Origin of the sequence: Amnibacterium flavum (assembly GCF_003097495.1) — a bacterium.
In the GTDB taxonomy this organism is placed as follows: domain Bacteria; phylum Actinomycetota; class Actinomycetes; order Actinomycetales; family Microbacteriaceae; genus Naasia; species Naasia flava.
Map to the genome: position 1 here is coordinate 1 of NZ_QEOP01000001.1, position 25270 is coordinate 25270.

The window sequence follows — 25270 nt, forward strand, 5'->3', positions numbered from 1 at the left end:
GTTCCTCATGGACGAGCCGCTGTCGAACCTCGACGCCAAGCTCCGCGTCCAGACCCGCACCCAGATCGCATCGCTCCAGCGTCGTCTCGGCGTCACCACCGTCTACGTCACGCACGACCAGACCGAGGCCCTCACCATGGGCGACCGCATCGCGGTCCTCAAGGACGGCGTGCTCCAGCAGGTCGGAACACCCCGCGACCTGTACGAAGCCCCCAAGAACGTCTTCGTCGCCGGCTTCATCGGAAGCCCGGCCATGAACCTGTTCCCCGCCGACCTCACCGACGCCGGAGTCAAGTTCGGATCCCAGATCGTCAACCTCGACCGCTCGATCGTCTCGGCTGCCACCGGCACGTCGGTCACCGTCGGTGTGCGCCCCGAGGATGTCATCGTCTCCACCACCCAGGGCCAGGGCCTCGAAGTCACCGTCGACCTCGTCGAAGAGCTCGGCGCCGACGGCTACCTCTACGGCCACTCCGAGGTCGAGGGTCGCCGCAACGACATCGTCGCCCGCGTCGATGGTCGCCTCCACCCGACCGCCGGTGACACGGTGTACCTCACCCCTCAGCCCGGACACCTGCACGTGTTCGACGTCGAGTCGGGCGAGCGCATCGGCAACCTCGCCGTCGTTCACTGAACCGAATCGCGCTAGACCGGCCCCGCGCGGCCGACTGAGCTAGCCTCTGGGAGGGGTCTGCCGACACCGTCGGCGGGCCCCTCCTTCTCTTTCCCCGCAGCACTCTCCTCGCATGAATGGGACGTATCGCCGATGGCCATCTCGGGTTCACTGAACATCACGGCCGCCGTGGTCGATCCGGCACTGCTGGACCTGCCATGGGATCTGCCCCTCGAGACCTGGCCCGATGACACCATCGCGGCGCTGCCGAAGGGCATCTCCCGCCACCTGGTCCGGTTCGTGCACCTCTCGGGCTATGTCATCGCCGTGAAGGAGACCACCGACGAGCTGGCCCGCCGCGAGTACGACCTGTTGCGCACCCTTCAACGTCTCGAGGTGCCCTGCGTCGAACCGGTGGCCGTCATCTCGGGCCGAACCGACGACAACGGCGCCCCGCTCGCCCCGGTGCTGGTCACCCGGCACCTGAAGTTCTCGCTCCCCTACCGCGCCCTCTTCTCGCAGGCGCTGCGCCCCGACACCGCGACCCGTCTCGTCGACGCACTCGCGGTGCTGCTCGCACGCCTGCACATCATCGGCTTCTTCTGGGGCGATGTCTCGCTCTCCAACACGCTCTTCCGGCGCGATGCCGGATCGTTCGCCGCCTACCTCGTCGACGCGGAGACGGGCAAGCTCTACGCGGGCGGACTGTCCAACGGGCAGCGCGAGAACGACCTCGAGATCGCCCGCGTCAACATCGCCGGTGAGCTGATGGATCTCGCCGCCGGAGGCCGCGTCGAGGAGGATCTCGACCCGGTCGAGGTCAGCGAGCGGATCGTCGCCCAGTACCGCACCCTCTGGAAGGAGCTCACCGGTTGGGAGAGCTTCCCGAACAAGGAGCGCTGGCGCATCAACGAGCGGGTCACCCGCCTCAACGAGCTCGGCTTCGACATCGAGGAGCTCGCGATCAAGACCGACGAGGAGGGCACGGAGGTCCGCATCCAGCCCAAGGTCGTCGACGCCGGCCACCACCAGCGCCGACTTCTCCGGCTGACGGGCATCGACGCCCAGGAGAACCAGGCTCGCCGGCTGTTGAACGATCTGGACTCGTATTCCGCGACGTTCACCCGCCGCCAGCTCGACGAGGAGGCGATGGCGCACGAGTGGCTCGCCCAGGTCTTCGAACCGGTGGTGCGCGCGATCCCTCGTGAGCTCAAGGGGCGTCTCGAACCACCGGAGGTGTTCCACCAGCTGCTGGAGCACCGGTGGTTCATGTCTCAGGATCAGGCCCGCGACATCCCGCTGGCCGAGGCCCTGGGGTCGTACATCGACGACATCCTGCGTCACCGACGGGATGAGGCGACGGTCATCAACCCGCCGACGTCCGCGATCACGCTGCCGGTGCTCCTCGAGGAGGAAGCCGACGACGCGGACGACTGGCGCTCGAAGGTCTGATCGCGCGGACGCGAGGCGTTCGCGGTTCAGAGGTCGAGTAGCCGCGGACGCTGGCGCGGCGTACCGAGACCGGTCGCGTTTGCCCGTTCAGGACGCTCACCGTTCAGCGCGATCCCCGCACGGATCGGGATGGATCCAGGATTTCTCCCGATCCGCGAGACAGGCGTGCGGGCCTCGGCGTCAGGCCTGGTTGCGGAGCTTCGCGATCTCGTAGAGGGCGACGCTCGCGGCGATGCCGGCGTTGAGGGACTCCGTGGTCGCGGTGATGGGGATCGAGACGACCGCGTCGCAGGTCTCGGTCACGAGACGCGAGAGGCCCTTGCCCTCGCTGCCGACGACCACGACTAGGGGCCCGGCCGCCAGTTCGAGTCCGGGCAGACTGACATCGCCGTCACCGTCGAGGCCGATGACGAACAGGCCGCGGTCCTTCAACGCCTTGAGCGTCTGAGTGAGGTTCGCGGCCATTGCGACAGGAACCCGGGCAGCGGCACCGGCGGAGGTCTTCCACGCGGAGGCGGTGACTCCCACCGACCGGCGCTGCGGCAGGATCACGGCCTGACCGCCGAACGCGGCGACGGAGCGGATGATCGCACCGAGGTTGCGCGGGTCGGTGATGCCGTCGAGAGCGACGAACAGGGGCACCTGGCCCTTGGCCTCGATCTTGTCGAGCAGTTCCAGCGGATGCGAGTACTCGTAGGACGGGACCTTGAGCGCAACACCCTGATGGACGGAGCCCTCCCCCGCGATGCGGTCGACCTCGGGACGGGTGACCTCGAGCAGCGGGATGCCGCGGTTGGTCGCGAGGGTCAGGATCTCGCGAACCCTCTCGTCGACGTCGATGCGGGTCGCGACGTACAGCGCAGTGGCGGGGACTCGCGCGCGCAGCGCCTCGACGACGGAGTTGCGGCCGGTCACGACCTCGGCGTCGTCCGTCTGGCGGGCGCGCGAACGCGGTGCGCGGGTCGGCTGTCCGCCACCGGCGGTCCTACCTGCGACCTTGCCGCCGGTCTTGGCCTCGAGGCGCTCGCGCGCGATACGACGCTTGCCAGCGGGGTGGTACTCGCGGTCCTCGGCCTTGGGGGTCGGTCCCTTGCCTTCGAGCGCGCGTCGGCCGTTGCCGCCCGTTCCGACGGTCGGGCCTTTTCTCGTCTTGCGGATCGCTCCGGGTCTGGGCTTACCGGCCATCGATGCTCCAATGTGTTGCGCCCGACGAATCCTCGAGGGCGATGCCCGCTGTGGCGAGCTGATCCCGGATCTGATCGGCCCGGGCGAAATCTTTGGCGGCACGAGCGTCGTGCCGCTCAGCGATGAGGCGTTCAACGATAGCGGTCAACGCGACATGTGCCGCCTGGTCACCGCCCGAATTCCATTCGTGGGCCGTCGGATCGATGCCGAGGATCGCGGTCATGGCGGTCACCGCGGCCAGCAGATCGGCGGCGCCGGCGAGGTCTTCGGCGTCGAGGGCGGCGTTGCCGGCACGGATGGTGTCGTGCACCACCGCGAGGGCCTCGGGCACCGACAGGTCGTCGTCGAGCGCCGCGGCGAAGGCGACAGGCAGCAGCGGGGCGCCCGCCCCGGCGAACCGGGTGTCGGCCAGACGGCGCCGCGCGCGCAGCAGGAACGTCTCGATGCGGTCGAGTGCCGCCTCGGCCTCGATGAGCGCTCCGTCGTGGTAGTCGAGCACCGAGCGGTAGTGGGCCGAGGCGAGGTAGTAGCGGACCACTACGGGGCGAGCGGCGCCCAGCAGGTCGGCGGCGAAGATCGAGTTGCCGATCGACTTCGACATCTTCTGGCCCTCGACGTTCACGAGGCCGTTGTGCACCCAGTAGTGCGCGAACGCGTCGCCGGCCGCGGTCGACTGGGCGAGCTCGTTCTCGTGGTGGGGGAAGCGGAGATCGAGCCCGCCGCCGTGGATGTCGAACTCGGGACCGAGGTATCGGGCCGACATGGCGGAGCACTCGATGTGCCACCCGGGTCGCCCGGGTCCCCACGGCGACTCCCATGATGCGGACTCGGGCTCCGCGGGCTTGCGCCCCTTCCAGAGCGCGAAGTCACGGGGGTCGCGCTTGCCGCGTTCGTCGGAGTCGGTGGCGGCGACCATGTCATCGGCGCGCTGGCGGGTCAGGACGCCGTACGTCGCCCAGCTCTTCGTATCGAAGTAGACGTCTCCCGACTCGTCGGGCGCCGGATAGGCGTGCCCGCGGTCGATGAGGCGCTGGATGATCTCCTGCATCTGCTGCACGCTCGCCGTCGCCCGCGGCTCGTAGGTCGGGGGCAGGACGCCGAGGGCCGTGTACCCGGCGGTGAACTCCAGCTCGAACCGGTACGCGAGCGCCCACCACTCCTCAGGCGCGCCCGCATCCGCGGCACGCTGGGCGTTGTCGAGGATCTTGTCGTCGATGTCCGTCACATTCCGGACCAGCGTGACCCGGTATCCGCGATGCGAGAACCAACGCCGCCACAGGTCGTAGACGAGCGCGGAGCGCAGGTGCCCGATGTGCGGGCTCGACTGCACCGTCGGACCGCACACGTAGATTCCGACCTCTCCCTCGACGAGGGGGACGAAGTCGGTCAGCTGCGCGCTCAGGGAGTCGTAGAGACGGATAACCACCGCAACAGCCTATGGCGTGTGATCGCGACTGTTACGGGGCGATCCGCTCCGGATCAGCGCGGTGGCGACGGCTGCGATGCCCTCGCCCCGGCCCGTGAAGCCGAGTCCGTCGGTCGTCGTCGCGGATACGGTGACGGGTGCGCCGACCCAGGCACTCAGCACGGCCTGCGCCTCCGCGCGTCGGGGCGAGAAGCGGGGACTGTTGCCGACGATCTGCACCGAGACGTTGACGGGGACGAAGCCCGCCTCGGCGAGGAGCCCGATGGTGGCGGTGACGAAGACCTCACCGGAGGCGCCCGCGTAGCGCGGATCCGCCGTGCCGAACCGCGCCCCGATGTCGCCGAGACCGGCGGCCGAGAGCAGGGCGTCGCAGATGGCGTGAGCCACGGCGTCGCCGTCGCTGTGCCCGCTGAGGCCGCGCTCCCCCGGCCAGTCGAGTCCCGCCAGTCGCAGGGGGCCATCGCCGAACGCGTGCGCATCGATGCCCGTGCCCACCCGCTGCTCGGCATCGCCCGCCAGGAGGGATTCGGCGCGCGCCAGATCATCCGCGGTCGTGACCTTGAACGCGAGCGGCTCGCCTGCGACCACCTCGACGGTGCCGCCCGCCGCTGCGAAGACCGCCGTGTCATCGGTGTGCTCGTCGGTCACCGACTCGTAAGCGGAGATCAGGGCGTCGCGTGGGAATCCCTGCGGGGTCTGCACCGCGGTGAGCAGTGACCGATCGACGGTCTCGATGACGACCCGGTCGGCCGTGCGCTTGATGGTGTCGGCGATCGGCAGGCCCGGTACGACCCCGTTGCCCGACGCGCGGACGGCGTCGACCACCCTGTCCATCAGCGATCCGGGGGTCAACGCCCGTGCCGCATCGTGCACGAGGACGACGTCGGCTGACGACGGGATCGCATCGAGCCCGAGGCGGACCGACGCGTGCCGCGACTCCCCGCCCGCGACGACGACCGCGGACCCGCGACCGGATCGGTCGATCATCGCGCGGGTGCGCCCGACCAGGTCGGCGGGGGCGACGACGACGACCGAGAGTTCGGTGGATGCCGCCGCGACGGAGTCGAAAGCGCGAAGGAAGAGCGGAACGCCCGCGAGGGGAACGTACGCCTTGGGCATGCCGTAACCGAGGCGGCTGCCCTCGCCTGCCGCGACGATGACGATCGCCGTCGCCGAGTTCATGGCAACAGTCACCGGAGCCGCCTATCGAGTCTCACCGGAACGGGTCAGCCCCGCGCGTGCTGCGCGCGGTGACCCGAGGGGGTCAGGACGCGAGGACCTCGTCGAGCACGCTCGAAGCCTGCTCCTCGTCGGTCTTCTCGGCGAGCGCGAGCTCGGAGATGAGGATCTGACGGGCCTTGGCCAGCATGCGCTTCTCGCCGGCGGAGAGGCCGCGGTCCTGGTCGCGACGCCAGAGATCGCGAACGACCTCGGACACTTTGATCACATCGCCGGAAGCGAGCTTCTCGAGGTTGGCCTTGTACCGGCGCGACCAGTTGGTGGGTTCCTCGATGAACGGGGCACGGAGCACCTCGAACACGCGGTCGAGGCCTTCCTTGCCGATCACGTCGCGAACGCCGACCAGGTCGACGTTGTCTGCGGGAACCTCGATCGTCAAATCGCCTTGTGTGACGTTGAGCTTGAGGTAGACCTTCTCTTCACCTCTGACCGTCCGCTTTTTCACTTCAGTGATGGTTGCTGCCCCGTGGTGGGGGTATACGACAGTCTCGCCGACCTCGAAAAGCATGGGTGAAGAGTCCTTTCGACCGGCACACAGCTTACCACAGGGGGGATTCGGCCCATCGGGCCGGCCTGCGGACCGCCCGGCTCACGTAACCGCGCCACGAAGGCGGCATCCCTACAATGGACTCGTTGTGACCCGCGCCGGATCAGTCTTCGGCGCTCCCGCGCACGCACCCCGGGTGCACCGAAAGGACCAGTCGTGAAGCTCCGTGCCGTCGCCACCGTGATGTTGGCGGGGTCCCTCGCCCTCGGTCTCTCGGCGTGCAACTTCATCAGCCCGCAGCGCACTCTGCAGAAGTACGACCCCAGCGATGGCGTCGGCGCCGACCTGGGCGGTCTCGACGTGCGCAACGTGCTCCTCATCACCGAGGACGGCGAGAGCGCCACCCTCGTGATGTCGGTCATCAACACCAGCACCGACGACCGCACCCTCGAGGTGCAGTACGAGAGCAGCGCCGCGGAAGCGGTCGCGGGCAAGGTCAACTTCGACATCGACGTGGCAGGCCAGTCGATCGTCAGCACGAGCCCGGCGGGCGAGAAGCAGATCGTGCTCCAGGGGATCGACTCCCCCGCGGGCGCACTGTTCAGCGTCTACTTCCAGACCGGCGACTCGCAGGGCGTCGACCTCCCCGTCCCCGTGCTGGACGCGACGCTCGAGCAGTACGCGAACCTCGCGCCGAGCCCCACCCCGACGCCGACGCCGACTCCCGCCCCCGTCGTTCCCGCTCCGGTCGCGACCGTGGCGCCCGACACCGAGGCCGTCATCCCCGACGACACCCCCGCGGAGTAGCGGCCACAGCCCTTCGCTTCGACGGGCTCAGCGGGCGGGGCGGAGGTCGAGTGGCGCGCTAGCGCGGACCGAGGCCCGCCTCCCCGGAGGTCCCTTCGCTTCGCTGCGCTCAGCGGGCGGGGCGGCCGGCGGGGCGGCGGGCGGGTCAGGCCGGTTCGACGTCTTCGATGCGGTAGCCGAGGCCTCGGACCGTGACGAGCAGCTGGGGGTCCGAGGGGACCTCCTCGACCTTCGCCCGGATGCGCTTGATGTGCACGTCGAGTGTCTTGGTGTCGCCGAAGTAGTCGGAGCCCCACACCCGGTCGATCAGCTGACCGCGGGTGAGCACACGTCCGGCGTTGCGCATCAGGAGTTCAAGCAGGTCGAACTCCTTGAGCGGCATCGCGGTGTCGCGTCCATCGACGGTGACGATGTGCCGCTCCACATCCATGACGATCGGGCCGACCCGCAGCAGCGTCTCGTCCTCGATCGGGTCGATCCGACGGCGCAGGACCGCGCGGATGCGGGCGAGCAGCTCGCGCGTCGAGTACGGCTTCGTCACGTAGTCGTCGGCTCCCAGCTCGAGCCCCACGACGATGTCGACCTCGGAGTCCTTGGCCGTCAGCATGATGATGGGGACGCTGCTGCGCACCCTGAGCTCGCGGCACACCTCGGTGCCGGGGAGGCCAGGGAGCATGAGGTCGAGCAGCACCAGGTCGGCACCGTTCGCGTCGAACTCGGCGAGGGCACGCCGTCCGTCGTCGGCGATGGCCACCTCGTAGCCCTCGCGCTCCAGCAGGAACGCGAGCGGTTCGCTCAGCGCGGGCTCGTCCTCGACGAGGAGTATGCGGGTCATGGTTTCTCCAATCCGAGAGCCGCGGCACGCGACTCCGATGCTTCGGGGAGGCGGATGGTGAACGTGGAGCCCCTGCCGCGTTGCGACCAGACCCTCACCTCGCCGCCGTGGTTCTGGACGACGTGCTTCACGATGCTGAGCCCGAGACCGGTACCGCCGGTGTCGCGGGACCTGGCGGGATCGACGCGGTAGAACCGCTCGAACACCCGGTCGAGGTCGTCCTCGTCGATGCCGATGCCCTGATCCGTGACGGCGATCTCGACGATCTCGTCGTCGGTCGCGCGCACGCCGACTCCGACCCGCGACCCCTCCGGCGAGTACTTGATGGCATTGGTCACCAGGTTGTGCACGGCGACGAGCAGAAGGCTCTCGTCACCGTAGACGCGGGCCTTCTTCGCTCCTCCGCGTGCGACCTCGATCTTCTTCGCATCGGCGGCGACAGTGCTCTGCTCGATCGCGCTCGCGACCACGTAGTCGATGTCGATGACCTTCGGCTCGCTGAGCGCATCGGTCGCCTGCAGCCGGGAGAGCTCGATGATCTCCCGGGTGATGTTGCTGAGGCGGGCGGCCTCGGTCATGAGCCGCCCCGCGAAACGCGACACCGTCGCGGGGTCGTCGGCCGCGGACACCAGGGCCTCGGCCAGCAGACCGATCGCGCCGATCGGGGTCTTCAGCTCGTGGCTGATATTGGCCATGAAGTCGCGGCGGACCTCCTCGAGCCGCCGTGACTCGGTGGTGTCGTCAACGAGGACCAGCATGTAGCGGACGCCGAGAGGCGCGGCCATGGCCGTGACGCTCAAGCTGTCGTCGCCGAAGGGACCACGGGACAGGGTGAGGTCCGCCTTCGCCGGCCCGCCCAGGTCGCGGGCGGTGTCGATGAGGTCGACGATCGCGCTGTGCTCGAGAGCCCGATCGCGGACGAGACCCATCGCCGCCGCGGCGGGCGAGTGGAGGACGACCGTGTTCGAGGGGTCGACGATGAGACCGCCGGAGTCGAGTGCGTGAAGCACATCACTGATCCCGTCGGGCACCTCGACCGACACCAGATCCGTCGCCCGTCGGCTCGCCCGCAGTGCGAAAGCGACCGCCACCGAGAAGACCACACCGACGAACAGACCGAAGAACGTGGCAAGGAGCACCAGCCACGCTGATTCCATGTGAAATACACTAATGATCAGTTGCGCCAGCGCAGGCTCGAACGGCAGCGGATGAGCTTTTTTCAGACGTTGTTTACTCCCGAAGCACTGGATGTTCACCTGCCGGGGCGAGACTTGCACGTCGGATCGCGGGTGCGGTCCGGTTGGTGGCGATCATTAGAGGAGTCGTACAGCTATGCGCGAAGTGTTCCAGCAGGAGCTTGCCGAGGTTCGGGAGCGTCTGGTCACGATCGCCGAGCTCGTCGCGATCTCGATCGATCACGCCACCCAGGCGTTCAACAACTCCGATGTGAGTCTCGCTGAGACCGTCATCGCCGACGACCACCGCATCGACGAGGCTGCAGTCAACCTCGACGAACTGGCCATCAACATCCTGGCCAGGCAGCAGCCCGTCGCGCGTGACCTCCGTGTGGTTGTGAGCGCTCTGCGGATCAGCGCGTCACTCGAGCGGATGGGCGACATGAGCTCGCACATCGCTCAGCTCGCGCGCTACCGCTTCCCGGACAAGGTCGTGCCCAAGGGGTTGCGCACCACCTTCTCCGAGATGGGTCGTATCGACGTCGAGATCGCCAACAAGCTCACCGAGCTGCTGCGCACCGAAGACGTCAACCTCGCGGACGAGATCCGCAACCAGGACGATGAGATCGACGATCTGCACCTCAGCGTCTTCGACAAGGTCCTCGGCGAGACGTGGAAGGGCGGCGCGGTCGACACCGTCGACGCCACCCTCGCCAGCCGGTACCACGAGCGCTTCGCCGACCATGCCGTCTCGATCGCCAAGAAGGTCCAGTACCTCGCCACGGGCGACTGGGTGGTCCCGTCGGTCGGCGCCGGCAACTGACGCGTCGCGTGAACTGAGGAAGGGCCCCGCCGGTCGGCGGGGCCCTTCGTCTTCGAAGCCGGTAGGTCTCGGTATGCGCTTCGCGCTACTCGGCCTTCGCTGCGCTCGGTGGGCGGCGGGCTACTTCTTGCCCTGGGCTGCGACCGCTGCGGCGCCCGCGGCGGCGGCTTCGGGGTCGAGGTACTCGCCGCCGGCGACGAGAGGAGTGAAGTTCTCGTCGAGGCGGTACACGAGCGGGATGCCCGTGGGCAGGTTGAGCTCGGCGATGTCCTCATCGGAGATGCCGTCGAGGTGCTTCACCAGTGCGCGCAGCGAGTTGCCGTGTGCGACGACGAGCAGGGTGCGGCCCGCACGGAGCTGCGGCTTCATCTCGATCTCCCAGTACGGGAGCATGCGGTCGATGACGTTCGACAGCGCCTCGGTCTTGGGCAGGTCGGGTCCGAGGTCCGCGTAGCGCGGATCGTTCGCCTGCGAGTACGGGTTGTCGTCGGCGATGGGGGGCGGCGGCACGTCGAAGGAGCGGCGCCAGATCATGAACTGCTCCTGGCCGTACTCGGCGAGGGTCGCAGCCTTGTCCTTGCCCTGCAGGTCGCCGTAGTGGCGCTCGTTGAGACGCCAGCTGCGCTTGACCTCGATCCACAGGCGGTCCGCTTCGGTGAGAGCGAAGTTCGCCGTCTCGATGGCCCGGGTGAGGAGCGACGTGTAGAGGATGTCGGGCTTGATCCCCGAGTCGCGGATCAGCTCCCCCGCGCGCTTGCCCTCGGCCTTGCCCTTCTCGGTGAGACCGACGTCGACCCAGCCGGTGAACAGACCCTTCTCGTTCCACAGACTGTGACCGTGGCGGAGGAGGACGAGCGTGTAAGGAGCAGCCATGGTCCTAAGCTTATTGGCCATGCCAGAGGGCCGGATAACCCGCGGAACGACGGGCACCAACCGGTTGCGGCGGGTGGACCGCTGGATCGCGGCGAGCCCTGCGCTCCGCGATGCCGAGTCACCGCTCGTCGTCGACCTCGGCTACGGCGCCGCTCCGTGGACGGTGCTCGAGCTCGCGGACCGGCTCGCGCGGGTGCGTTCCGACATCGACGTGATCGGCATCGAGATCGATCCCGAACGCGTCGCCGTCGCCGCCCCCTACCGCCGTCCCGGCCTCGACTTCGTGCGCGGCGGCTTCGAGGTGCCGCTCCCCCGTGGACGACGTGCGACGGTGATCCGGGCGATGAACGTGCTCCGACAGTACAAGGAGGACGAGGTCGCTGCCGCGTGGGCTCGGCTCAGCTCCCGCATCGACGACGGCGGCCTGGTCGTCGACGGGACGAGCAACGAGGTCGGCCGCATCGCCAGCTGGGTCGCGCTCGATACCGCCGGTCCGCAGAGCTTCACCATCTCGCTGCGACTCGACGGGCTGGAGCGTCCCGGGATCGTCGAGGAGCGCCTGCCGAAGGCGCTCATCCACCGCAACGTCCCGGGCGAGCGCATCCACGACCTCGTCACGGGGCTCGATGAGCAGTGGGCCCGCGCGGCCGGCTACGGAGAATTCGGGGCCGTTCAGCGCTGGCTGCACACCGTCGACGGATTGCGGGAGAACGGCTGGCCGGTGCTCGGTGATCGACGACGCTGGCGACTCGGTGAGCTCACCGTGCCGTGGACCGCCGTGGCGCCCCTCGACTGACCCGAACCGTCATTCCGACTCGGGTCCGACAGCGTCGGATCAGGCGCGAGGCGCCGCGGCGACGCGGGAGATGCGCGGAACCTCGACGGCACGCCCCGCACCCTCGGGCACGATGACCTCCTGCGCCGCGGCGATGGCGATGCCGTCGGCCATCACGGTGAGGACGGCGCCCGAGGGAACGGTGCGCTTGATCACGGCCAGAGCGACGGGGCCGCGCTCGTAGTGGATGGCGGAGGAGGTGACGAGACCGACCTCGACCTGCTCCCCGGCTCGTTCGGCGAAGACGACCGCACCCGTCGGCACCGGCACACCCTCGGACCCGTCGAGGTCGAGGAGAACGACCCGGCGGGGCGGATGACCCAGGTTGTGCACCTTGGCGACCGTCTCCTGTCCCCGGTAGCAGCCCTTGTTCATGTGCACCGCGCTGCGCAGCCAGTCGAGCTCGTGCGGGATGCTCCGCTCGTCGGTGTCGACGCCGAGACGCGGGCGCCAGGCGGCGATCCGGAGGGCGTCGAGCGCGAGGGTGCCCGCAACCCGTCGCCGGCCGGCGACGATGTCGAGGGCGACCGCCGCGAGTGAGGCGACGGGGACGACCGACTCGAACCAGGTCCACTCGGACGACGGGTGCTCGGGGTTCTGCGCGTAGGTGACACCGCCCGGAGACGGCGAACGCCAGGGGTCCTGCCAGAGGGCGACCGACTCGATCCCGTCGAGGGCGACGGCGGAGAAGGCGCCGATCACCGAGAAGTCCGCGCTGCGGTCGGCGACCTCGACGCGCAGCATGAAGCGCATTCGATCGAGGAAGGTCGCGAGCGACGCGGCCGCCGGCGCCTCGGTGATGATCCAGGTCGTCGAACCGTCGTCGACGATGCGCAGGTCGTGCTCGATCCGACCGTTCGGGTCGAGGAGGAGGGACTCGGCGGACGCCCCGGCGGGGAGCCCGATGAGACGCTGCGAGGTGAGCGAGTCGAGCCAGCTCAGCCGGTCGTCGCCCGAGACAGTGACGACACCGCGGGCGACCTCGACCACCGCCGTGCCGTCGGCGAGAGCGCGCTGCTCCCCCATCGGGTTGCCGTAGTGGGCGGGGACCCCGGCGTCGATGCCGGTCGCCGCGACCGCACCGGGAAGGGAGAGGAAGTCAGTCGACACGGGAGAGCCTGCCCGACGCGTGCGTGCGCAGATTCTGCCCCAGCGCGGCGATGTCCCACGCCCACAGCAGGTCGCCTTCGACGAGGCCGTAGAGCCGGGTCGCTGCCGAGTAGTCCTTAGCGCCCTCGGTGCGCATGACGGCGTCGGTCGCCAGGTCGATGCGACCGTTCTTCACCTGACCGAGGTACAGCTCGCTCACTCCGGTCGGATGCACGAGCGCGACGTTGAGGTCGAAGCCGCCGGACGAGTTGCGCAGCGCCTCGACCGACTCGGTGGTGTTGAAGGGGCGGACGGCGGTCGGCGGCAGCATGCCGGGCCCGGGGTCGCCCTCGATCAGCTTGCGGGCGAGGCGCCAGTAGCCCGTCTCCGCGGCGAGCGCCTGCGGCAGCTCCTCGTCGGTCGCGCCGGGGATCCAGCTCTGCGAGGAGTAGTTCAGGTAGGCCTGGTTGTCGTGGCTGAAGCTGAGGCGCTGCGAGAACGGCTGGCGCACGGTTTCGTCGCCCAGTTCGTACTCGACGAGACCGGTGCCCTCCCACACTCCGAGCAGCCAGGAGAGGGGAACGAGTTCGGACGGGAGATCAGTGGGCAGATCTCTCATGGTGGGGCCTCCTCGAGGCGCCGCGACCGACGCCGGAACGGCCGATCGTGCCGAGAGGGTGTCGGCACGTGTCGGCGAGAAGTCAGCGCTGTCCGCGGAAGAGGTTGTAGACCACAACCAGTGCGACCCAGCCGATGGCGAGCGATGCGAGCGCCAGGAGCCCGAGGTAGAACAATTCCAGCGCGAGAAGCATGGTCAGAGTCTAATCACTCCGCGCCCGACGTCAGCAGGGACGCGACGAGGTCGCGGCAGCGGCTAGGGAAGGGCGAGCGCGACCAGCGACGCGATGACGAGCACGAGGAACGCGCCGAGAGTCGAGCTGGTCAGGCGGGAGACGAAGCCGGTCTTCTCGGAGAGCGACAGCTGGAGGACGAACGAGAGCAGGATGCTGCCGGCGAGTGTGAGCGACAGAGCGATCAGCCGGTCGGCGGGATCGGCCAGGATCAGCACCGCGACAGCTGCGATCGCTGCCACGATCCACACGGCCACCACGCCTGCTCGTTGAACCGCCATGAAGCTGATTCTCGCATGATAGCGTTCCCGGCCCGGCATGGCCCGATTGCTGGGCGAGACCTCCCCGACCCCCGATTATCAGCCTCCCTACAGCCGGGGACTATCATTGGCACGAGCATTGGGCGGGAGGGTCTGTTGGCGCAGCTTCTGATCTTGACCCCTGCCGTCGATTCAGAGGTGCTGCCAGCCCTCGGTCTTCTGAGCCACCGCACCCGTCAGCTCCCCGCTGAACCGGCGCAGCTCATCAGTGCTCCGCCGAGCGATCTGATCATGATCGACGCCCGTCACGACCTGCAGAGCGCCAAGTCGCTGTGCAAGATCCTGCAGACGACGGGCATCACCGTGCCGCTCGTCCTCATCCTCACCGAAGGCGGACTGACCGCGGTCTCCGCCGATTGGGGAGCCGGCGACGTGATCCTCGAGACCGCCGGTCCCGCCGAGGTCGACGCCCGCATCCGTCTGGTCATCGGCCGCATGGCCCAGGAGCAGTCGGCGTCGAAGATCCAGGCCTCCGGTGTCGTCATCGACGAGGCGAGCTACTCCGCTCGGGTGCACGGCCGCCCCCTCGACCTCACCTTCAAGGAGTTCGAGCTCCTCCGCTTCTTCGCCACCCACCCGTCGCGCGTGTTCACCCGTGAGCAGCTGCTCAGCGAGGTCTGGGGCTACGACTACTTCGGCGGCACCCGCACGGTCGACGTGCACGTGCGGCGACTGCGCGCCAAGCTCGGTGATCTCGAGTCGCTCATCGGCACCGTGCGCAACGTCGGCTACCGCTTCAACGTGTACGAAGAGGACGCGCAGGACCGCGTCCCCACCGCCGCCCGCTCCTGAGCCGCGTTCCCCCGGCGTTCTCCCGGGCGTACAACGCTGATCGGTAACCCTCCGTTCACACGCGTGGTGACATCATGGGGTCATGGACAGCGAGACGCTTTTGGGTGATGCGGCTCTCGCCGCAGACGTCATCGATGAATTCGACGAGCCCTCGGTCGAAGACGACGGATCCCTGCCCCCGGATCGCTACCTCGACCGCGAGCTGAGCTGGCTCGCGTTCAACGAGCGCGTGCTCGATCTCGCCGAGGATCCGGCCACTCCGCTCCTCGAGCGGACGAACTTCCTCGCCATCTTCGCCAGCAATCTCGACGAGTTCTTCATGGTCCGCGTCGCGGGCCTCAAGCGCCGCATCGCGACCGGGATCGCCGTGCCGACCAACGTCGGGCGCATCCCCGTCGACGTCCTCGCCGATGTCAGTGCCAAGGCGCACGAACTGCAGGCACGGCACGCCGCCGCCTTCCGCAACCTCGTCAAGCCGGCACTGGATGAGGCCGATCTGCACATCGAGGTGTGGAGCGACCTCAACGATGAGGACCGCGACCGCGTGCGCGAGCTGTTCGCCAGCCAGATCTTCCCCGTGCTCATGCCGCTCGCCGTCGACCCGGCCCATCCGTTCCCCTACATCTCCGGCCTGTCGCTGAACCTCTCCGTCCGCGTGCGCAACCCCAAGACGGAGAAGGTGGAGTTTGCGCGCGTCAAGGTGCCTCAGGTGCTGCCCCGTTTCGTCCAGCTGCCCGACGACGGCAGCGGGCGAACCCGTTTCATCCCCATCGAGGACCTGATCTCGAATCACCTCGAGCAGCTGTTCCCCGGAATGGAGATCCTCGAGCACCACGAGTTCAGGCTCACCCGCAACGAAGACGTCAACGTCGACGAGGACGAGTCGGAGAACCTCATCAAGGCCCTCGAGAAGGAGCTGCTGCGCCGTCGGTTCGGGCCGCCCATCCGTCTCGAGATCACCGACGACATGGACCCGGTGACCCTCGAACTCCTCATCCGCGAGCTCGACATCACCGAGCAGGAGGTCTACCGCCTGCCCGCGCCCCTCGACCTGGCGGGCCTCTTCGAGCTCGGCAAGATCGACCGGCCGGCACTCAAGTACCCGACGCATCTCCCGACGACGTCGCCGCGTCTCCTGCCCACCGAGCCGAACGCGGAACCCGACATCTTCGCCTCCATCAACCGGGGGGACGTCCTCCTGCATCACCCGTACGAGTCGTTCGCGACGAGTGTGCAGGCGTTCCTCGAGCAGGCGGCCGCCGATCCGCACGTGCTGGCCATCAAGCAGACCCTCTACCGCACCTCCGGTGACAGCCCCATCATCCAGGCGCTGATCGACGCCGCCCAGGCCGGCAAGGGTGTTCTCGCCCTCGTCGAGGTGAAGGCCCGCTTCGACGAGGAGGCCAACATCTCGTGGGCGCGCAAGCTCGAGAAGGCGGGCGTGCACGTCGTCTACGGCCTCGTCGGTCTCAAGACGCACTGCAAGATCGCCTCCGTCGTCCGTCAGGAGAAGGACGGCGAGCTGCGCCACTACACGCACATCGGAACGGGCAACTACAACCCGAAGACGAGCCGCATCTACGAGGACCTCGGACTCCTGACGGCCGACCCGCAGGTCGGCAAAGAGGTCACCCGGCTCTTCAACGAGCTCTCCGGCTACGCGATCGAGAAGAAGTTCGACAGGCTGCTCGTCGCACCCCGCTACCTGCGCAAGGGCCTGCTCCGCCGCATCGATAACGAGACGCGGAACGCTCTCGCCGGCAAGCCGTCGGGGATCAGGATCAAGATCAACTCGATCGTCGACGAAGCGATCATCGACGCCCTCTACCGGGCGAGCAACGCCGGCGTGAAGATCGAGGTCTGGGTTCGCGGCATCTGCGGCATCAAGCCCGGACAGCCGGGGCTGAGCGAGAACATCACGGTTCGTTCGATCCTCGGCCGCTTCCTCGAGCACTCCCGGGTGTTCTGGTTCAAGAACGAGAACGACCCGCAGGTGTTCATCGGCAGCGCGGACATGATGCACCGCAACCTCGACCGGAGAATCGAGGTGCTGGTCCGTCTCACCGATCGATCGGCGCTCCGCGAGATCGATCGACTGTTCGACCTGGCGATGTCCGACGCCACCATGTCCTGGCACCTGAGCGCCGACGGGCACTGGACGCGTCACGCAGTCTCAGAAAAGGGCACCAGACTGGTCGACATGCAGGCCAAGATCATCCGCGACACGGCAGCGCGACGGCGGACTCGTTGAGCGATCCGACGACAGCTCCCGTCCTCGCGGCGGGCGCCGTCCTCTGGCGCGACGGTCGCGCGGGCGTCGAGGTCCTGCTCATCAGCCGCAGCCGGCACGACGACATCAGCCTGCCGAAGGGCAAGCTCGACCCGGGCGAGACGCTGCCCGTCGCCGCGGTGCGCGAGATCCAGGAGGAGACCGGGTTCTCGGTCGCCCTCGGCCTGCCGCTCGGCTACACCGAGTACCTGCTGCCGAACGGGCGCGACAAGTTCGTCTACTACTGGGCCGCCGAGGTCACGCGGGAACAGCTGCAGAAGGGCCGTTTCCGCCCGAACGACGAGGTCGACAAGGTCGAGTGGCTCTCGATCGAGAAGGCGAAGAAGCGGCTGACCTATTCGCGTGACGCCGAGGTGCTCGACCGCTTCCGCCTCTTCGTCGAACGCGATGCGCACAAGACGTTCGCCGTCATCGCGCTGCGCCACGCCAAGGCCGCCCCGGATTCCCCGGACGGCACCGACTCGGCCAGGCCGCTCACCGCTCGGGGCAAGACCCAGGCCGAGGAGCTGGGGAGCACCCTCTCCGTCTGGTCGCCCACCGACATCGTCAGCAGCACGGCGCGTCGATGCGTCCAGACGGTGACCCCGCTCTCCAAGCGCCTCCAGCTCGACATCAGCAGCAAGCGCGCGCTCAGTCAGGACTACTGGGAGACCCCCGGAGCGGATGGGTCCCCCCAGAGTCGGCTGCGCTCCCTGATCGCGAAGCGCATCGACCGGCGCGCGACCGTCGTCATGTGCACGCACTCCCCCGTGCTGCCGCCCGTCATCGACACCGTCGCCGACATCGTCGGCGGTGAGCGCGACGGCCGACTGACCCGTGCGGCGATCCTCTCGACGGCCGAGTACACCGTGCTGCACCTGTCGTCCGCCGACCCGTCGCGCGGCATCGTCGCGGTCGAGACGCACAGCCCCACGAACTGAGCCCGACCGGCCTCCGCCGGCTTCGAGCGGCTTCGCCACGCCCTGTGCAGGGTGTTCGATCCGAGACCGCCCGTTCACCTCTCGTTCACCCGATCAGACCAATCTCGTCACCACCGGCCTTTAACGTGCCTGAGGCGCCACACACCACTGGCCCGGACGAACCTGCGTCCGGCGCAGGGCGCCATCCTGCACATCGCATTCCTTACGAAGGGAAATCCTTTGATCTCCAAGCGCTCAGCGGGCCTCCTCGGCCTCGCCGTCGCCGGCGTCCTCGCACTCACCTCGTGCGCCGCCAACGAAGCAGCAGCACCCACCGACTCCGACGAGTCGGCCTCGACGCTCGAAGGCACGCTCAGCGGTGCCGGTGCGTCCAGCCAGGGCAGCGCCCAGGAGGCCTGGATCGCCGCGTTCCAGACCGCGAACACCGGCGTCACGATCAACTACGACCCCTCGGGTTCCGGTGCCGGCCGTGAGGCCTTCATCGCCGGCGGTGTCGCATGGGCCGGTAGCGACTCGGCGCTCAGCGACGACGAGCTCGGCGGTGAATTCGGTGCCTGCGCGCCCGACACCAAGGCGATCGACCTCCCCACCTACATCTCGCCCATCGCCGTGATCTTCAACGTCGAGGGGGTCGACGAGCTCAACCTCGACGCCGCCACCCTCGCGTCGATCTTCAAGGGCACCATCACCACCTGGAACGACCCGGCGATCGCCGCGCTGAACGAGGGTGCTTCGCTCCCGTCGACGCCGATCACCGCCGTCCACCGTTCGGACGACTCGGGCACCACCAAGAACTTCGCCGACTACCTCAACAAGGTCGCTCCGGATGTCTGGGACGCCAAGCCTGCCGACGCGTTCCCGTACCAGACCGGTGAGGGCGCCCAGGGCACCTCGGGTGTCGTCGACGCAGTGACCAACGGTGTCGGCACGATCGGTTACGCCGACGCGTCGAAGGCCGGAGACCTCGGCACCGCGAAGATCAAGGTCGGCGACGAGTTCGTCGCCTACACCCCCGAGGCCGCGGCCGCGGTCGTCGAGGAGTCGCCGCTCGTCGAGGGCCGCGAGGACAACGACATCGCGATCTCGCTCGACCGCACCACCACCGACCCGACGCACTACCCGCTGGTGCTCGTCAGCTACTCGATCGTCTGCTCTGAGTACGCCGATGCCGCTCAGGGTGAGCTCGTGAAGGCCTACATCGGCTACATCACGAGCGACGAGGGCCAGCAGGAGGCCGCAACCTCCGCCGGCGCCGCTCCGCTGTCGGCCGACCTGGCCGGCCGCGTCGCGACCGCGCTCGAAGCCGTCAAGTAACACCTGACGGGTCGGGAGCCCGGACCGGTCGGAGATTCCTCCGCTCGGATCCGGCTCCCGGCCCGTCACTTCTGCGCTCGACCTACCCCCGAACCCACCCCTACAGGAGAATGCGGAGCATGACCGCTTCAGCAGCGCCTCAGCAGCGAATCAAGGCCAAGAAGCGCCCCGGCGACCAGATCTTCTCCGGCTCCACCGTCTTCGCCGGCTCGCTGATCCTCGTGATCCTCGCGGCCGTCGCGATCTTCCTCATCGCCGAGAGCCTCCCGGCGTTCACCGCCTCGGCCGACGACATCGGCATCGAGGCCGGCAACTTCTGGACCTACGTCGGTCCGCTCGTCTTCGGCACCCTCTGGGCCGCCGCTCTCGCCCTCCTGATGGCTCTGCCCGTCGCGATCGGCATCGCCCTCTTCATCTCGCACTATGCGCCGCGTCGGGTCGCCTCCACGCTCGGCTACATCATCGATCTCCTCGCCGCCGTCCCCTCGGTGGTCTTCGGTCTCTGGGGCATCAAGGTGCTCGCGCCGCTCGTCCTGCCCGCCTACGACTGGCTGAACACGAACCTCGGCTGGTTCCCGCTGTTCTCGGGCCAGGTCTCGGGCACCGGCCGCACCATCCTCACCGTCGCCATCGTGCTCGCGGTCATGATCCTGCCGATCATCACCGCCATCTGCCGCGAGGTCTTCCTGCAGACGCCGCGACTGCACGAGGAGGCGGCTCTCGCCCTCGGCGCGACGCGCTGGGAGATGATCCAGACCGCGGTCCTCCCGTTCGGCCGTCCCGGCATCATCTCGGCCGCCATGCTCGGCCTCGGCCGCGCCCTCGGCGAGACGATGGCCGTCGCCATGGTCCTCTCCCCGAGCGTGATCGTCTCGTTCTTCCTGCTGACCTCGCAGAACCCCACCACCATCGCGGCGAACATCGCGCTGAACTTCCCCGAGGCGCATGACATCGGGATCAACGTGCTGCTGGCGACCGGACTCGTCCTCTTCGTCATCACCTTCGCCGTCAACGCCGTTGCCCGCATCGTGATCAACCGCCGCAAGGCCTTCTCCGGAGCGAACTGATGACGACGATCACCGCCCCCGCATCCCTGACCAGCGGGCGACTGCCCCGCTACTCCGCGCTCGGCATCCTGCTCGCCTCGTGGGTCATCGTCGGCATCGTCTTCCTGCTCCTGATGATGTCGGGCGCCATGGGCGAGTTCAGCCTCGTCGGCACGATCTTCTTCGGCACGATCCTCTACGCGGTCGCGATCGGGGTGCTCTCGATGATCGTCGAGGGATCGCGTCAGGCTCGCGACCGTCTGATGACCGCCCTGGTGCTGTCGGCGTTCATCCTCGCGCTGCTGCCGCTGATCTCTCTGCTCTGGACGACCATTTCGGCCGGTCTCCCCCGCTTCGACATCACCTTCTTCTCCCAGTCGATGCGCAACGTCGTCGGCGACCAGCCGGGCGGCGCGCTGCACGCCATCGTCGGAACGCTCCTCGTCACCGGGGCCGCGACCATCATCTCCGTGCCGATCGGTCTGCTCACCGCCATCTACCTCGTCGAGTACGGACGCGGCCGACTCGCCCGGGCGATCACCTTCCTCATCGATGTGATGACCGGCATCCCGTCGATCGTGGCCGGTCTCTTCGCCTTCGCCCTGTTCGCCCTGCTCTTCGACTCCCCCGGCATCCGATTCGGCATCGGTGGTTCGGTCGCCCTGTCGGTTCTGATGATCCCGACCGTCGTCCGCTCCTGCGAGGAGATGCTGAAGCTCGTGCCGAACGAGCTGCGCGAGGCGTCGTACGCGCTCGGTGTCCCCAAGTGGCTCACCATCTCCAAGGTCGTGCTGCCGACGTCGATCGCCGGCATCACGACGGGCATCATGCTCGCCATCTCCCGCGTCATCGGTGAGACGGCTCCGCTGCTGATCATCGCCGGCTTCACCCAGAGCATGAACTACGACCTGTTCAAGGAGCGCATGATGACGCTCCCCGTGTTCGTCTACACCCAGTACGCGAACCCGGGCAGCGACCCGCAGATCAACCTCGACCGCGCCTGGGCCGGTGCGCTCACCCTCATCCTGATCGTCATGGTGCTGAACCTGCTCGCGCGTCTCATCGCGCGCGTGTTCGCCCCCAAGATCGCCCGCTGACCCCAGTACTGAAACGAAGAGAGAACCCGTGTCGAAGCGAATCGTCGTCAACGACCTCAACGTCTACTACGGCAAGTTCAAGGCCGTCGAGGACGTCTCCCTCACCATCGAGCCGCGCACCGTCACCGCGTTCATCGGCCCGTCGGGCTGCGGCAAGTCGACCTTCCTGCGCACGCTCAACCGCATGCACGAGGTCATCCCCGGCGCCCACGTCGAGGGAGAGGTGCTGATCGACGGCAACAACCTCTACGGCCCCGGCGTCGACCCGGTGCTCGTCCGACGCCAGGTCGGCATGGTCTTCCAGCGCCCGAACCCGTTCCCGACGATGAGCATCCGCGACAACGTGCTCGCGGGCGTGAAGCTCAACAACCGTCGCATCAGCAAGACCGACGGCGACGACCTCGTCGAGAAGTCGCTGCGCGGGGCGAACCTCTGGAACGAGGTCAAGGACCGTCTGGCCCTTCCCGGTTCCGGCCTCTCGGGCGGTCAGCAGCAGCGCCTCTGCATCGCCCGCGCGATCGCCGTGCAGCCCGACGTGGTTCTGATGGACGAGCCGTGCTCCGCGCTCGACCCGATCTCGACCCTCGCCATCGAGGACCTCATCGAGGAGCTCAAGACCGAGTACACGATCGTCATCGTGACCCACAACATGCAGCAGGCCAGCCGCGTCTCGGACAAGACCGCGTTCTTCAACATCGCGGGCACCGGCAAGCCGGGCAAGCTGATCGAGTACAACGAGACGTCGACGATGTTCTCGAACCCGAGCGTGCAGGCGACCGAGGACTACGTCTCCGGCAAGTTCGGCTGATCCGTCAACTCACCAGCGACAGAACGAAGGGCCCCGCATCAGCGGGGCCCTTCGTCGTCATGTGATTGCTAGGTGTCGCGTGCTCGTCAGGCGGATTCGAACACGATGGGGTCGGTCGTCGGCTGCTTCGATCCGCCGACCGGCTCGACCGTCAGCGCGACCCGGTCGTCGGCCTGGTAGTGGTCGAGGAGCATGTACTTCTCGTCGCTCTTCGGGTCCATGACGGCGGCGCTGTGGGCGCCGTCCTCGCGGACGAACCAAGCCTGGTAGGTCTCGCCACTGGCGAGCTGGGGCGAATCGCTCAGAACGACGGCGGAGAGTTCGAGGTCGGCCGAGGCGAGGAGCGATGCAGTCGTTCCGTCGGGGAGGGCCACGGTGGAACGTGTGACATCGTCGGAGCCGATCAGGCTCGCGAGCTGCTCGGCCTGGGTCGACGACTGCGTCCCACCGGTGATGAAGTCGCCTGCGACGATGCCCCCGGCGAAGAGGGCGACCGCAGCGGCAACCGCGAGGATGCTCGAGACGAGACGACGGCGCAGCGGACGGACACGGCGTGAGCGAACCAGGTGCTGGCCCGAACCGATTGCAGTCGGTACGACGGGTGCGGCCTGCGCTGCAGGCTCGGGCTCGACCGAGGTGACGACGGCGTGGATGTCGGTCGCAGGGGTCGCTGCCGGGATCTGCGGGGTCGAGTCGAGCCGAGCGAACAGCGACGCCTTGAGCCGTGCGGGCGGTGCGACCGGAGTGGTCGCGCCGGCGAGCAGCGCGGCGGTGTCGGTGAAACCGGCCACCTCGGCGCGCAGGTCCTCGGAGTCGCGGAGGCGGCGCTCGAAAGCGTCCCGCTCCGCTCCCTCGAGAGCGTCGAGGGAATATGCCCCGCTCGCGGAGTCATCGAGCTGGTGTCGATCGGTCATGCTGTCACCCCCATGGCGTCGCGCAGACGGATCATCCCGTCGCGCAGGCGGGTCTTGACGGTGCCGATCGGGATCTGCAGGATGCCGGCCACCTCGCTGTGCGAGTAGCCCTCGTAGTAGGCGAGGGAGATCGCTTGACGCTGCAACTCTGTCAACTGCTGCATGGCTGCTTTCACCCTCTCGTTCTCGATGCTGATCTCGACGTTCTCGGCTACCTGATCGAACTCGCGCTCATAGTCGCGCATCCCGATCTTCAGGTCGCGGTCGCGGCCCGACTGCGACGAGCGGATGCGGTCGACGGCCCGGCGGTGCGACATCGTGAAGATCCACGTCATCGCGGAGCCCTTGCTGGGCGCGTACTTGGCCGCCGTCTGCCAGATCTCGAGGAAGATCTCCTGGGTCACTTCCTCCGATTGCGCCTCGTCGATGAGGAGCCGGCGCACGAGTCCGAAGACACGCGGGGCGATCTGGTCGTACAGCTCGGAGAACGCCGCCTTGTCGCCTGCAGCGACCATCGCGAGGAGGTCCTCCTTCGATGCGATCGCATCGGCGGCGGATCCCCCTTCTTCGCGTTCAGTCACAATGACAAGCATTCCAGCATCCTTAGCTTCAGAGAACCCGACATGCACGCATGTCCATACCGGGTATTTGTCGCAAGCTCCCGACCGGGTAGGTCGCAACGCACCTGGGATGGCTGGAGAGCCTGCGCCGTAACGCGTCCTCCCCAGCCGGAAGCAACAGGGGTTCGGCACTGTCGCCCGATCGGATTGCCCTGAGTTCGGGGTACGACCGATGTGGTCCTCTTCGAGGACAGAGCCCGCAGGATCCGGGTGCGCAGAAACCCGTTTCGATGAGGGGGGCACCGGACCGCAGTTAACGCCTCTCGGCGCGAGGCCGCTCGTAGCGGCGAATAATGGAGCCCGGGGTTACTGCGGCCCGGCATGGTCCCAAAGGACCTCCGTCAGTCTAAGCCTCCGCTGCGCCACAGCTTTGAGGACGCACTCAGGTCCGCGGCGATCTCGGAGAGTCGGAGAGCACGCCGGGTGAGTTCGGTGGATCGCTCGGGTTCGGAGTTGTCGAGGTCGTCGGCCACGCTCGTGCATCCCGCCGCGCTGACACGGCAGAAGGCGGCGGCACGGTCGAGAGCGATGGCGAGGTCGCCGGTGAAGACTCCTCGGAGGATGTCGTCGGCGAGCGCGAGGATCTCGTCGGGACCGGCAGGGTCGGGCGCTCCGGCGACGACGGGGTCGATCGTGCGGGAGACCTCGATGCCGCGCTGGAAGTAGAGACTGCCTCCCGCGGAGTCCGCGCGGATCATGGTGCGGAGGAGGTAGATGCGCCACAGCGTGCCGGGCAGGCTGCGAGCGGTGGCCCGCGACCAGAGTTCGGCGATGGCGTCGATGCCGTTCTCGTCGGCGAACGCGATGAGACGCTCGACGACCTCGGGATCGGGTTGGGCGCGCACACGGGAGAGCAGCGCGTTCGCGGTCTCGTGGGCGACGCGGCTGATGGCTGCCGGATCTTCCCCGCCTTGGAAGCTCTCGAACTGGTAGCCGGCGAACTTGACGGGACGAAGGGGCCGGTCGGTCATCCTTCAAGGCTAGCCTCGGCCGGACGGGGTCAGGCGGCCAAGGAAAGCGCTCGGGGCGAACACCCCGGAACCGCCCAATAAGGTCGTCGGATGCCTCTCCTCATCGTGCTGCTCATCATCTGGGTGGTCCTCGCCGTTCTCGGCGTGGTCATCAGCGCCGTGAAGTGGCTCCTGTGGGTGGCGATCATCCTCATCGTCGTCACCCTGGTCGTGGGCGCCCTGCTCCGCTTCGCGCGAGGGCGCCGATCGTGAACGCCCTCCTGATCGTGATCGCCGCCATCGCGGTGGCGCTCTTCATCATCGGAGGCCTCGGCGAATCGCTCCAGCTCCTCTGGGTCATCGCGAGCGTCCTGCTCGTCGTGACCCTCGTGGTCTTCCTGTCGCGCATCATCGCGGGCCGCCGGGACACCTGAGGCGTCAGGCGCGACTGCGGAACAGTTGCCCTAGACAAGAAAGATCTCGACATCTCGGGGATCATGCCCGCCACA

27 protein-coding genes are annotated in these 25270 nt (G+C 68.1%); 14 read left to right on the plus strand and 13 right to left on the minus strand.

The window, feature by feature from the left end:
- Positions 1 to 634: ABC transporter ATP-binding protein (locus DDQ50_RS00005; protein WP_116754700.1), on the plus strand; the 634-nt coding region annotated here is incomplete at its 5' end.
- A 138-nt stretch (positions 635 to 772) separates the two neighbouring features.
- A complete protein-coding gene (locus DDQ50_RS00010) occupies positions 773 to 2065 on the plus strand; it encodes a DUF4032 domain-containing protein (RefSeq protein ID WP_116756000.1) in 1293 nt (430 codons plus the stop codon).
- 180 nt (positions 2066 to 2245) lie between these two features.
- On the opposite strand, the gene rlmB is transcribed toward DDQ50_RS00010, so the two are convergent.
- The 4 genes from rlmB to DDQ50_RS00030 all read right to left on the minus strand — a co-directional run bounded on the left by rlmB (position 2246) and on the right by DDQ50_RS00030 (position 6423).
- Entirely contained in the window at positions 2246 to 3250 is a 1005-nt protein-coding gene (rlmB, locus tag DDQ50_RS00015; protein ID WP_116754701.1) for a 23S rRNA (guanosine(2251)-2'-O)-methyltransferase RlmB, read from the minus strand.
- Positions 3240 to 4676, minus strand: a complete 1437-nt coding sequence (cysS, locus tag DDQ50_RS00020; protein ID WP_116754702.1) for a cysteine--tRNA ligase — start codon at positions 4674 to 4676, stop codon at positions 3240 to 3242. The genes rlmB and cysS overlap by 11 nt, the downstream gene beginning before the upstream one ends.
- 9 nt (positions 4677 to 4685) lie before the next feature.
- On the minus strand, positions 4686 to 5870 hold the full coding sequence (gene ispD, locus DDQ50_RS00025) for a 2-C-methyl-D-erythritol 4-phosphate cytidylyltransferase (protein WP_377940276.1): 1185 nt from the start codon (positions 5868 to 5870) through the stop codon (positions 4686 to 4688).
- A 70-nt stretch (positions 5871 to 5940) separates the two neighbouring features.
- Positions 5941 to 6423, minus strand: a complete 483-nt coding sequence (locus DDQ50_RS00030; RefSeq protein WP_116754704.1) for a CarD family transcriptional regulator — start codon at positions 6421 to 6423, stop codon at positions 5941 to 5943.
- Positions 6424 to 6618: 195 nt separating this feature from the next.
- Here DDQ50_RS00030 and DDQ50_RS00035 point away from each other — a divergent pair, with 195 nt between their 5' ends.
- Positions 6619 to 7209, plus strand: a complete 591-nt coding sequence (locus tag DDQ50_RS00035; protein ID WP_116754705.1) for an LPS-assembly lipoprotein LptE — start codon at positions 6619 to 6621, stop codon at positions 7207 to 7209.
- 145 nt (positions 7210 to 7354) lie between these two features.
- Here DDQ50_RS00035 and DDQ50_RS00040 read toward each other — a convergent pair whose 3' ends face one another.
- Positions 7355 to 8044, minus strand: coding sequence for a response regulator transcription factor (locus DDQ50_RS00040; protein ID WP_116754706.1), 690 nt, complete (start codon positions 8042 to 8044; stop codon positions 7355 to 7357).
- Positions 8041 to 9201, minus strand: coding sequence for a sensor histidine kinase (locus tag DDQ50_RS00045; RefSeq protein ID WP_116754707.1), 1161 nt, complete (start codon positions 9199 to 9201; stop codon positions 8041 to 8043). Before DDQ50_RS00045 ends, DDQ50_RS00040 begins: the two co-directional genes overlap by 4 nt.
- 175 nt (positions 9202 to 9376) lie before the next feature.
- On the opposite strand from DDQ50_RS00045, the gene phoU reads away from it, so the two are divergent.
- A complete protein-coding gene (gene phoU, locus DDQ50_RS00050) occupies positions 9377 to 10042 on the plus strand; it encodes a phosphate signaling complex protein PhoU (protein WP_116754708.1) in 666 nt (221 codons plus the stop codon).
- Positions 10043 to 10162: 120 nt separating this feature from the next.
- On the opposite strand, the gene DDQ50_RS00055 is transcribed toward phoU, so the two are convergent.
- Entirely contained in the window at positions 10163 to 10915 is a 753-nt protein-coding gene (locus DDQ50_RS00055; protein WP_116754709.1) for a phosphoglyceromutase, read from the minus strand.
- A gap of 19 nt (positions 10916 to 10934) precedes the next feature.
- Between DDQ50_RS00055 and DDQ50_RS00060 the strand changes: the two genes are divergently transcribed.
- The gene (locus DDQ50_RS00060; RefSeq protein ID WP_205663536.1) at positions 10935 to 11711 is read left to right on the plus strand and encodes a class I SAM-dependent methyltransferase; all 777 of its coding nucleotides are present in this window, start codon (positions 10935 to 10937) and stop codon (positions 11709 to 11711) included.
- A gap of 39 nt (positions 11712 to 11750) precedes the next feature.
- Here DDQ50_RS00060 and ygfZ read toward each other — a convergent pair whose 3' ends face one another.
- The 3 genes from ygfZ to DDQ50_RS00075 all read right to left on the minus strand — a co-directional run bounded on the left by ygfZ (position 11751) and on the right by DDQ50_RS00075 (position 13971).
- Entirely contained in the window at positions 11751 to 12860 is a 1110-nt protein-coding gene (gene ygfZ, locus DDQ50_RS00065; protein WP_116754711.1) for a CAF17-like 4Fe-4S cluster assembly/insertion protein YgfZ, read from the minus strand.
- On the minus strand, positions 12850 to 13458 hold the full coding sequence (locus DDQ50_RS00070) for a heme-binding beta-barrel domain-containing protein (protein ID WP_116754712.1): 609 nt from the start codon (positions 13456 to 13458) through the stop codon (positions 12850 to 12852). Before DDQ50_RS00070 ends, ygfZ begins: the two co-directional genes overlap by 11 nt.
- A gap of 255 nt (positions 13459 to 13713) precedes the next feature.
- Positions 13714 to 13971: a hypothetical protein gene (locus tag DDQ50_RS00075; RefSeq protein WP_133245865.1), complete on the minus strand. Its 258-nt coding sequence runs from the start codon at positions 13969 to 13971 to the stop codon at positions 13714 to 13716.
- A gap of 135 nt (positions 13972 to 14106) precedes the next feature.
- Here DDQ50_RS00075 and DDQ50_RS00080 point away from each other — a divergent pair, with 135 nt between their 5' ends.
- The 7 genes from DDQ50_RS00080 (at position 14107) to pstB (ending at position 22277) form a co-directional block, all read left to right on the plus strand.
- The gene (locus tag DDQ50_RS00080) at positions 14107 to 14802 is read left to right on the plus strand and encodes a winged helix-turn-helix domain-containing protein (protein ID WP_205663537.1); all 696 of its coding nucleotides are present in this window, start codon (positions 14107 to 14109) and stop codon (positions 14800 to 14802) included.
- An 82-nt stretch (positions 14803 to 14884) separates the two neighbouring features.
- Positions 14885 to 17053: an RNA degradosome polyphosphate kinase gene (locus tag DDQ50_RS00085; RefSeq protein WP_116754715.1), complete on the plus strand. Its 2169-nt coding sequence runs from the start codon at positions 14885 to 14887 to the stop codon at positions 17051 to 17053.
- Complete coding sequence (locus DDQ50_RS00090; RefSeq protein WP_116754716.1) at positions 17050 to 18012, plus strand: NUDIX hydrolase; 963 nt, start codon at positions 17050 to 17052, stop codon at positions 18010 to 18012. Before DDQ50_RS00085 ends, DDQ50_RS00090 begins: the two co-directional genes overlap by 4 nt.
- Positions 18013 to 18234: 222 nt before the next feature.
- A complete protein-coding gene (pstS, locus tag DDQ50_RS00095) occupies positions 18235 to 19326 on the plus strand; it encodes a phosphate ABC transporter substrate-binding protein PstS (protein ID WP_377940310.1) in 1092 nt (363 codons plus the stop codon).
- Between the two features lie 119 nt (positions 19327 to 19445).
- Positions 19446 to 20393 (plus strand): phosphate ABC transporter permease subunit PstC, encoded by a 948-nt coding sequence (gene pstC / locus DDQ50_RS00100; protein ID WP_116754718.1) that lies wholly within the window; start codon positions 19446 to 19448, stop codon positions 20391 to 20393.
- Positions 20393 to 21469 carry a phosphate ABC transporter permease PstA gene (gene pstA, locus DDQ50_RS00105; protein WP_116754719.1) on the plus strand — a complete coding sequence of 359 codons (1077 nt, stop codon included), beginning with the start codon at positions 20393 to 20395 and terminating at the stop codon, positions 21467 to 21469. The genes pstC and pstA overlap by 1 nt, the downstream gene beginning before the upstream one ends.
- A gap of 28 nt (positions 21470 to 21497) precedes the next feature.
- The gene (gene pstB / locus DDQ50_RS00110) at positions 21498 to 22277 is read left to right on the plus strand and encodes a phosphate ABC transporter ATP-binding protein PstB (RefSeq protein WP_116754720.1); all 780 of its coding nucleotides are present in this window, start codon (positions 21498 to 21500) and stop codon (positions 22275 to 22277) included.
- Positions 22278 to 22363: 86 nt separating this feature from the next.
- Here pstB and DDQ50_RS00115 read toward each other — a convergent pair whose 3' ends face one another.
- From DDQ50_RS00115 to DDQ50_RS00125, 3 genes are all read right to left on the minus strand, one after another.
- Entirely contained in the window at positions 22364 to 23191 is an 828-nt protein-coding gene (locus tag DDQ50_RS00115; RefSeq protein WP_116754721.1) for an anti-sigma factor, read from the minus strand.
- The gene (gene sigK / locus DDQ50_RS00120; protein ID WP_116754722.1) at positions 23188 to 23784 is read right to left on the minus strand and encodes an ECF RNA polymerase sigma factor SigK; all 597 of its coding nucleotides are present in this window, start codon (positions 23782 to 23784) and stop codon (positions 23188 to 23190) included. The genes DDQ50_RS00115 and sigK overlap by 4 nt, the downstream gene beginning before the upstream one ends.
- 368 nt (positions 23785 to 24152) lie before the next feature.
- Positions 24153 to 24782, minus strand: a complete 630-nt coding sequence (locus tag DDQ50_RS00125; RefSeq protein WP_116754723.1) for a DNA-directed RNA polymerase subunit beta — start codon at positions 24780 to 24782, stop codon at positions 24153 to 24155.
- Between the two features lie 90 nt (positions 24783 to 24872).
- On the opposite strand from DDQ50_RS00125, the gene DDQ50_RS17110 reads away from it, so the two are divergent.
- Entirely contained in the window at positions 24873 to 25034 is a 162-nt protein-coding gene (locus DDQ50_RS17110) for a DUF2207 domain-containing protein (protein ID WP_165829625.1), read from the plus strand.
- Positions 25031 to 25195, plus strand: coding sequence for a hypothetical protein (locus DDQ50_RS17115; protein ID WP_165829626.1), 165 nt, complete (start codon positions 25031 to 25033; stop codon positions 25193 to 25195). Before DDQ50_RS17110 ends, DDQ50_RS17115 begins: the two co-directional genes overlap by 4 nt.
- The last annotated feature ends 75 nt before the right edge of the window (positions 25196 to 25270 follow it).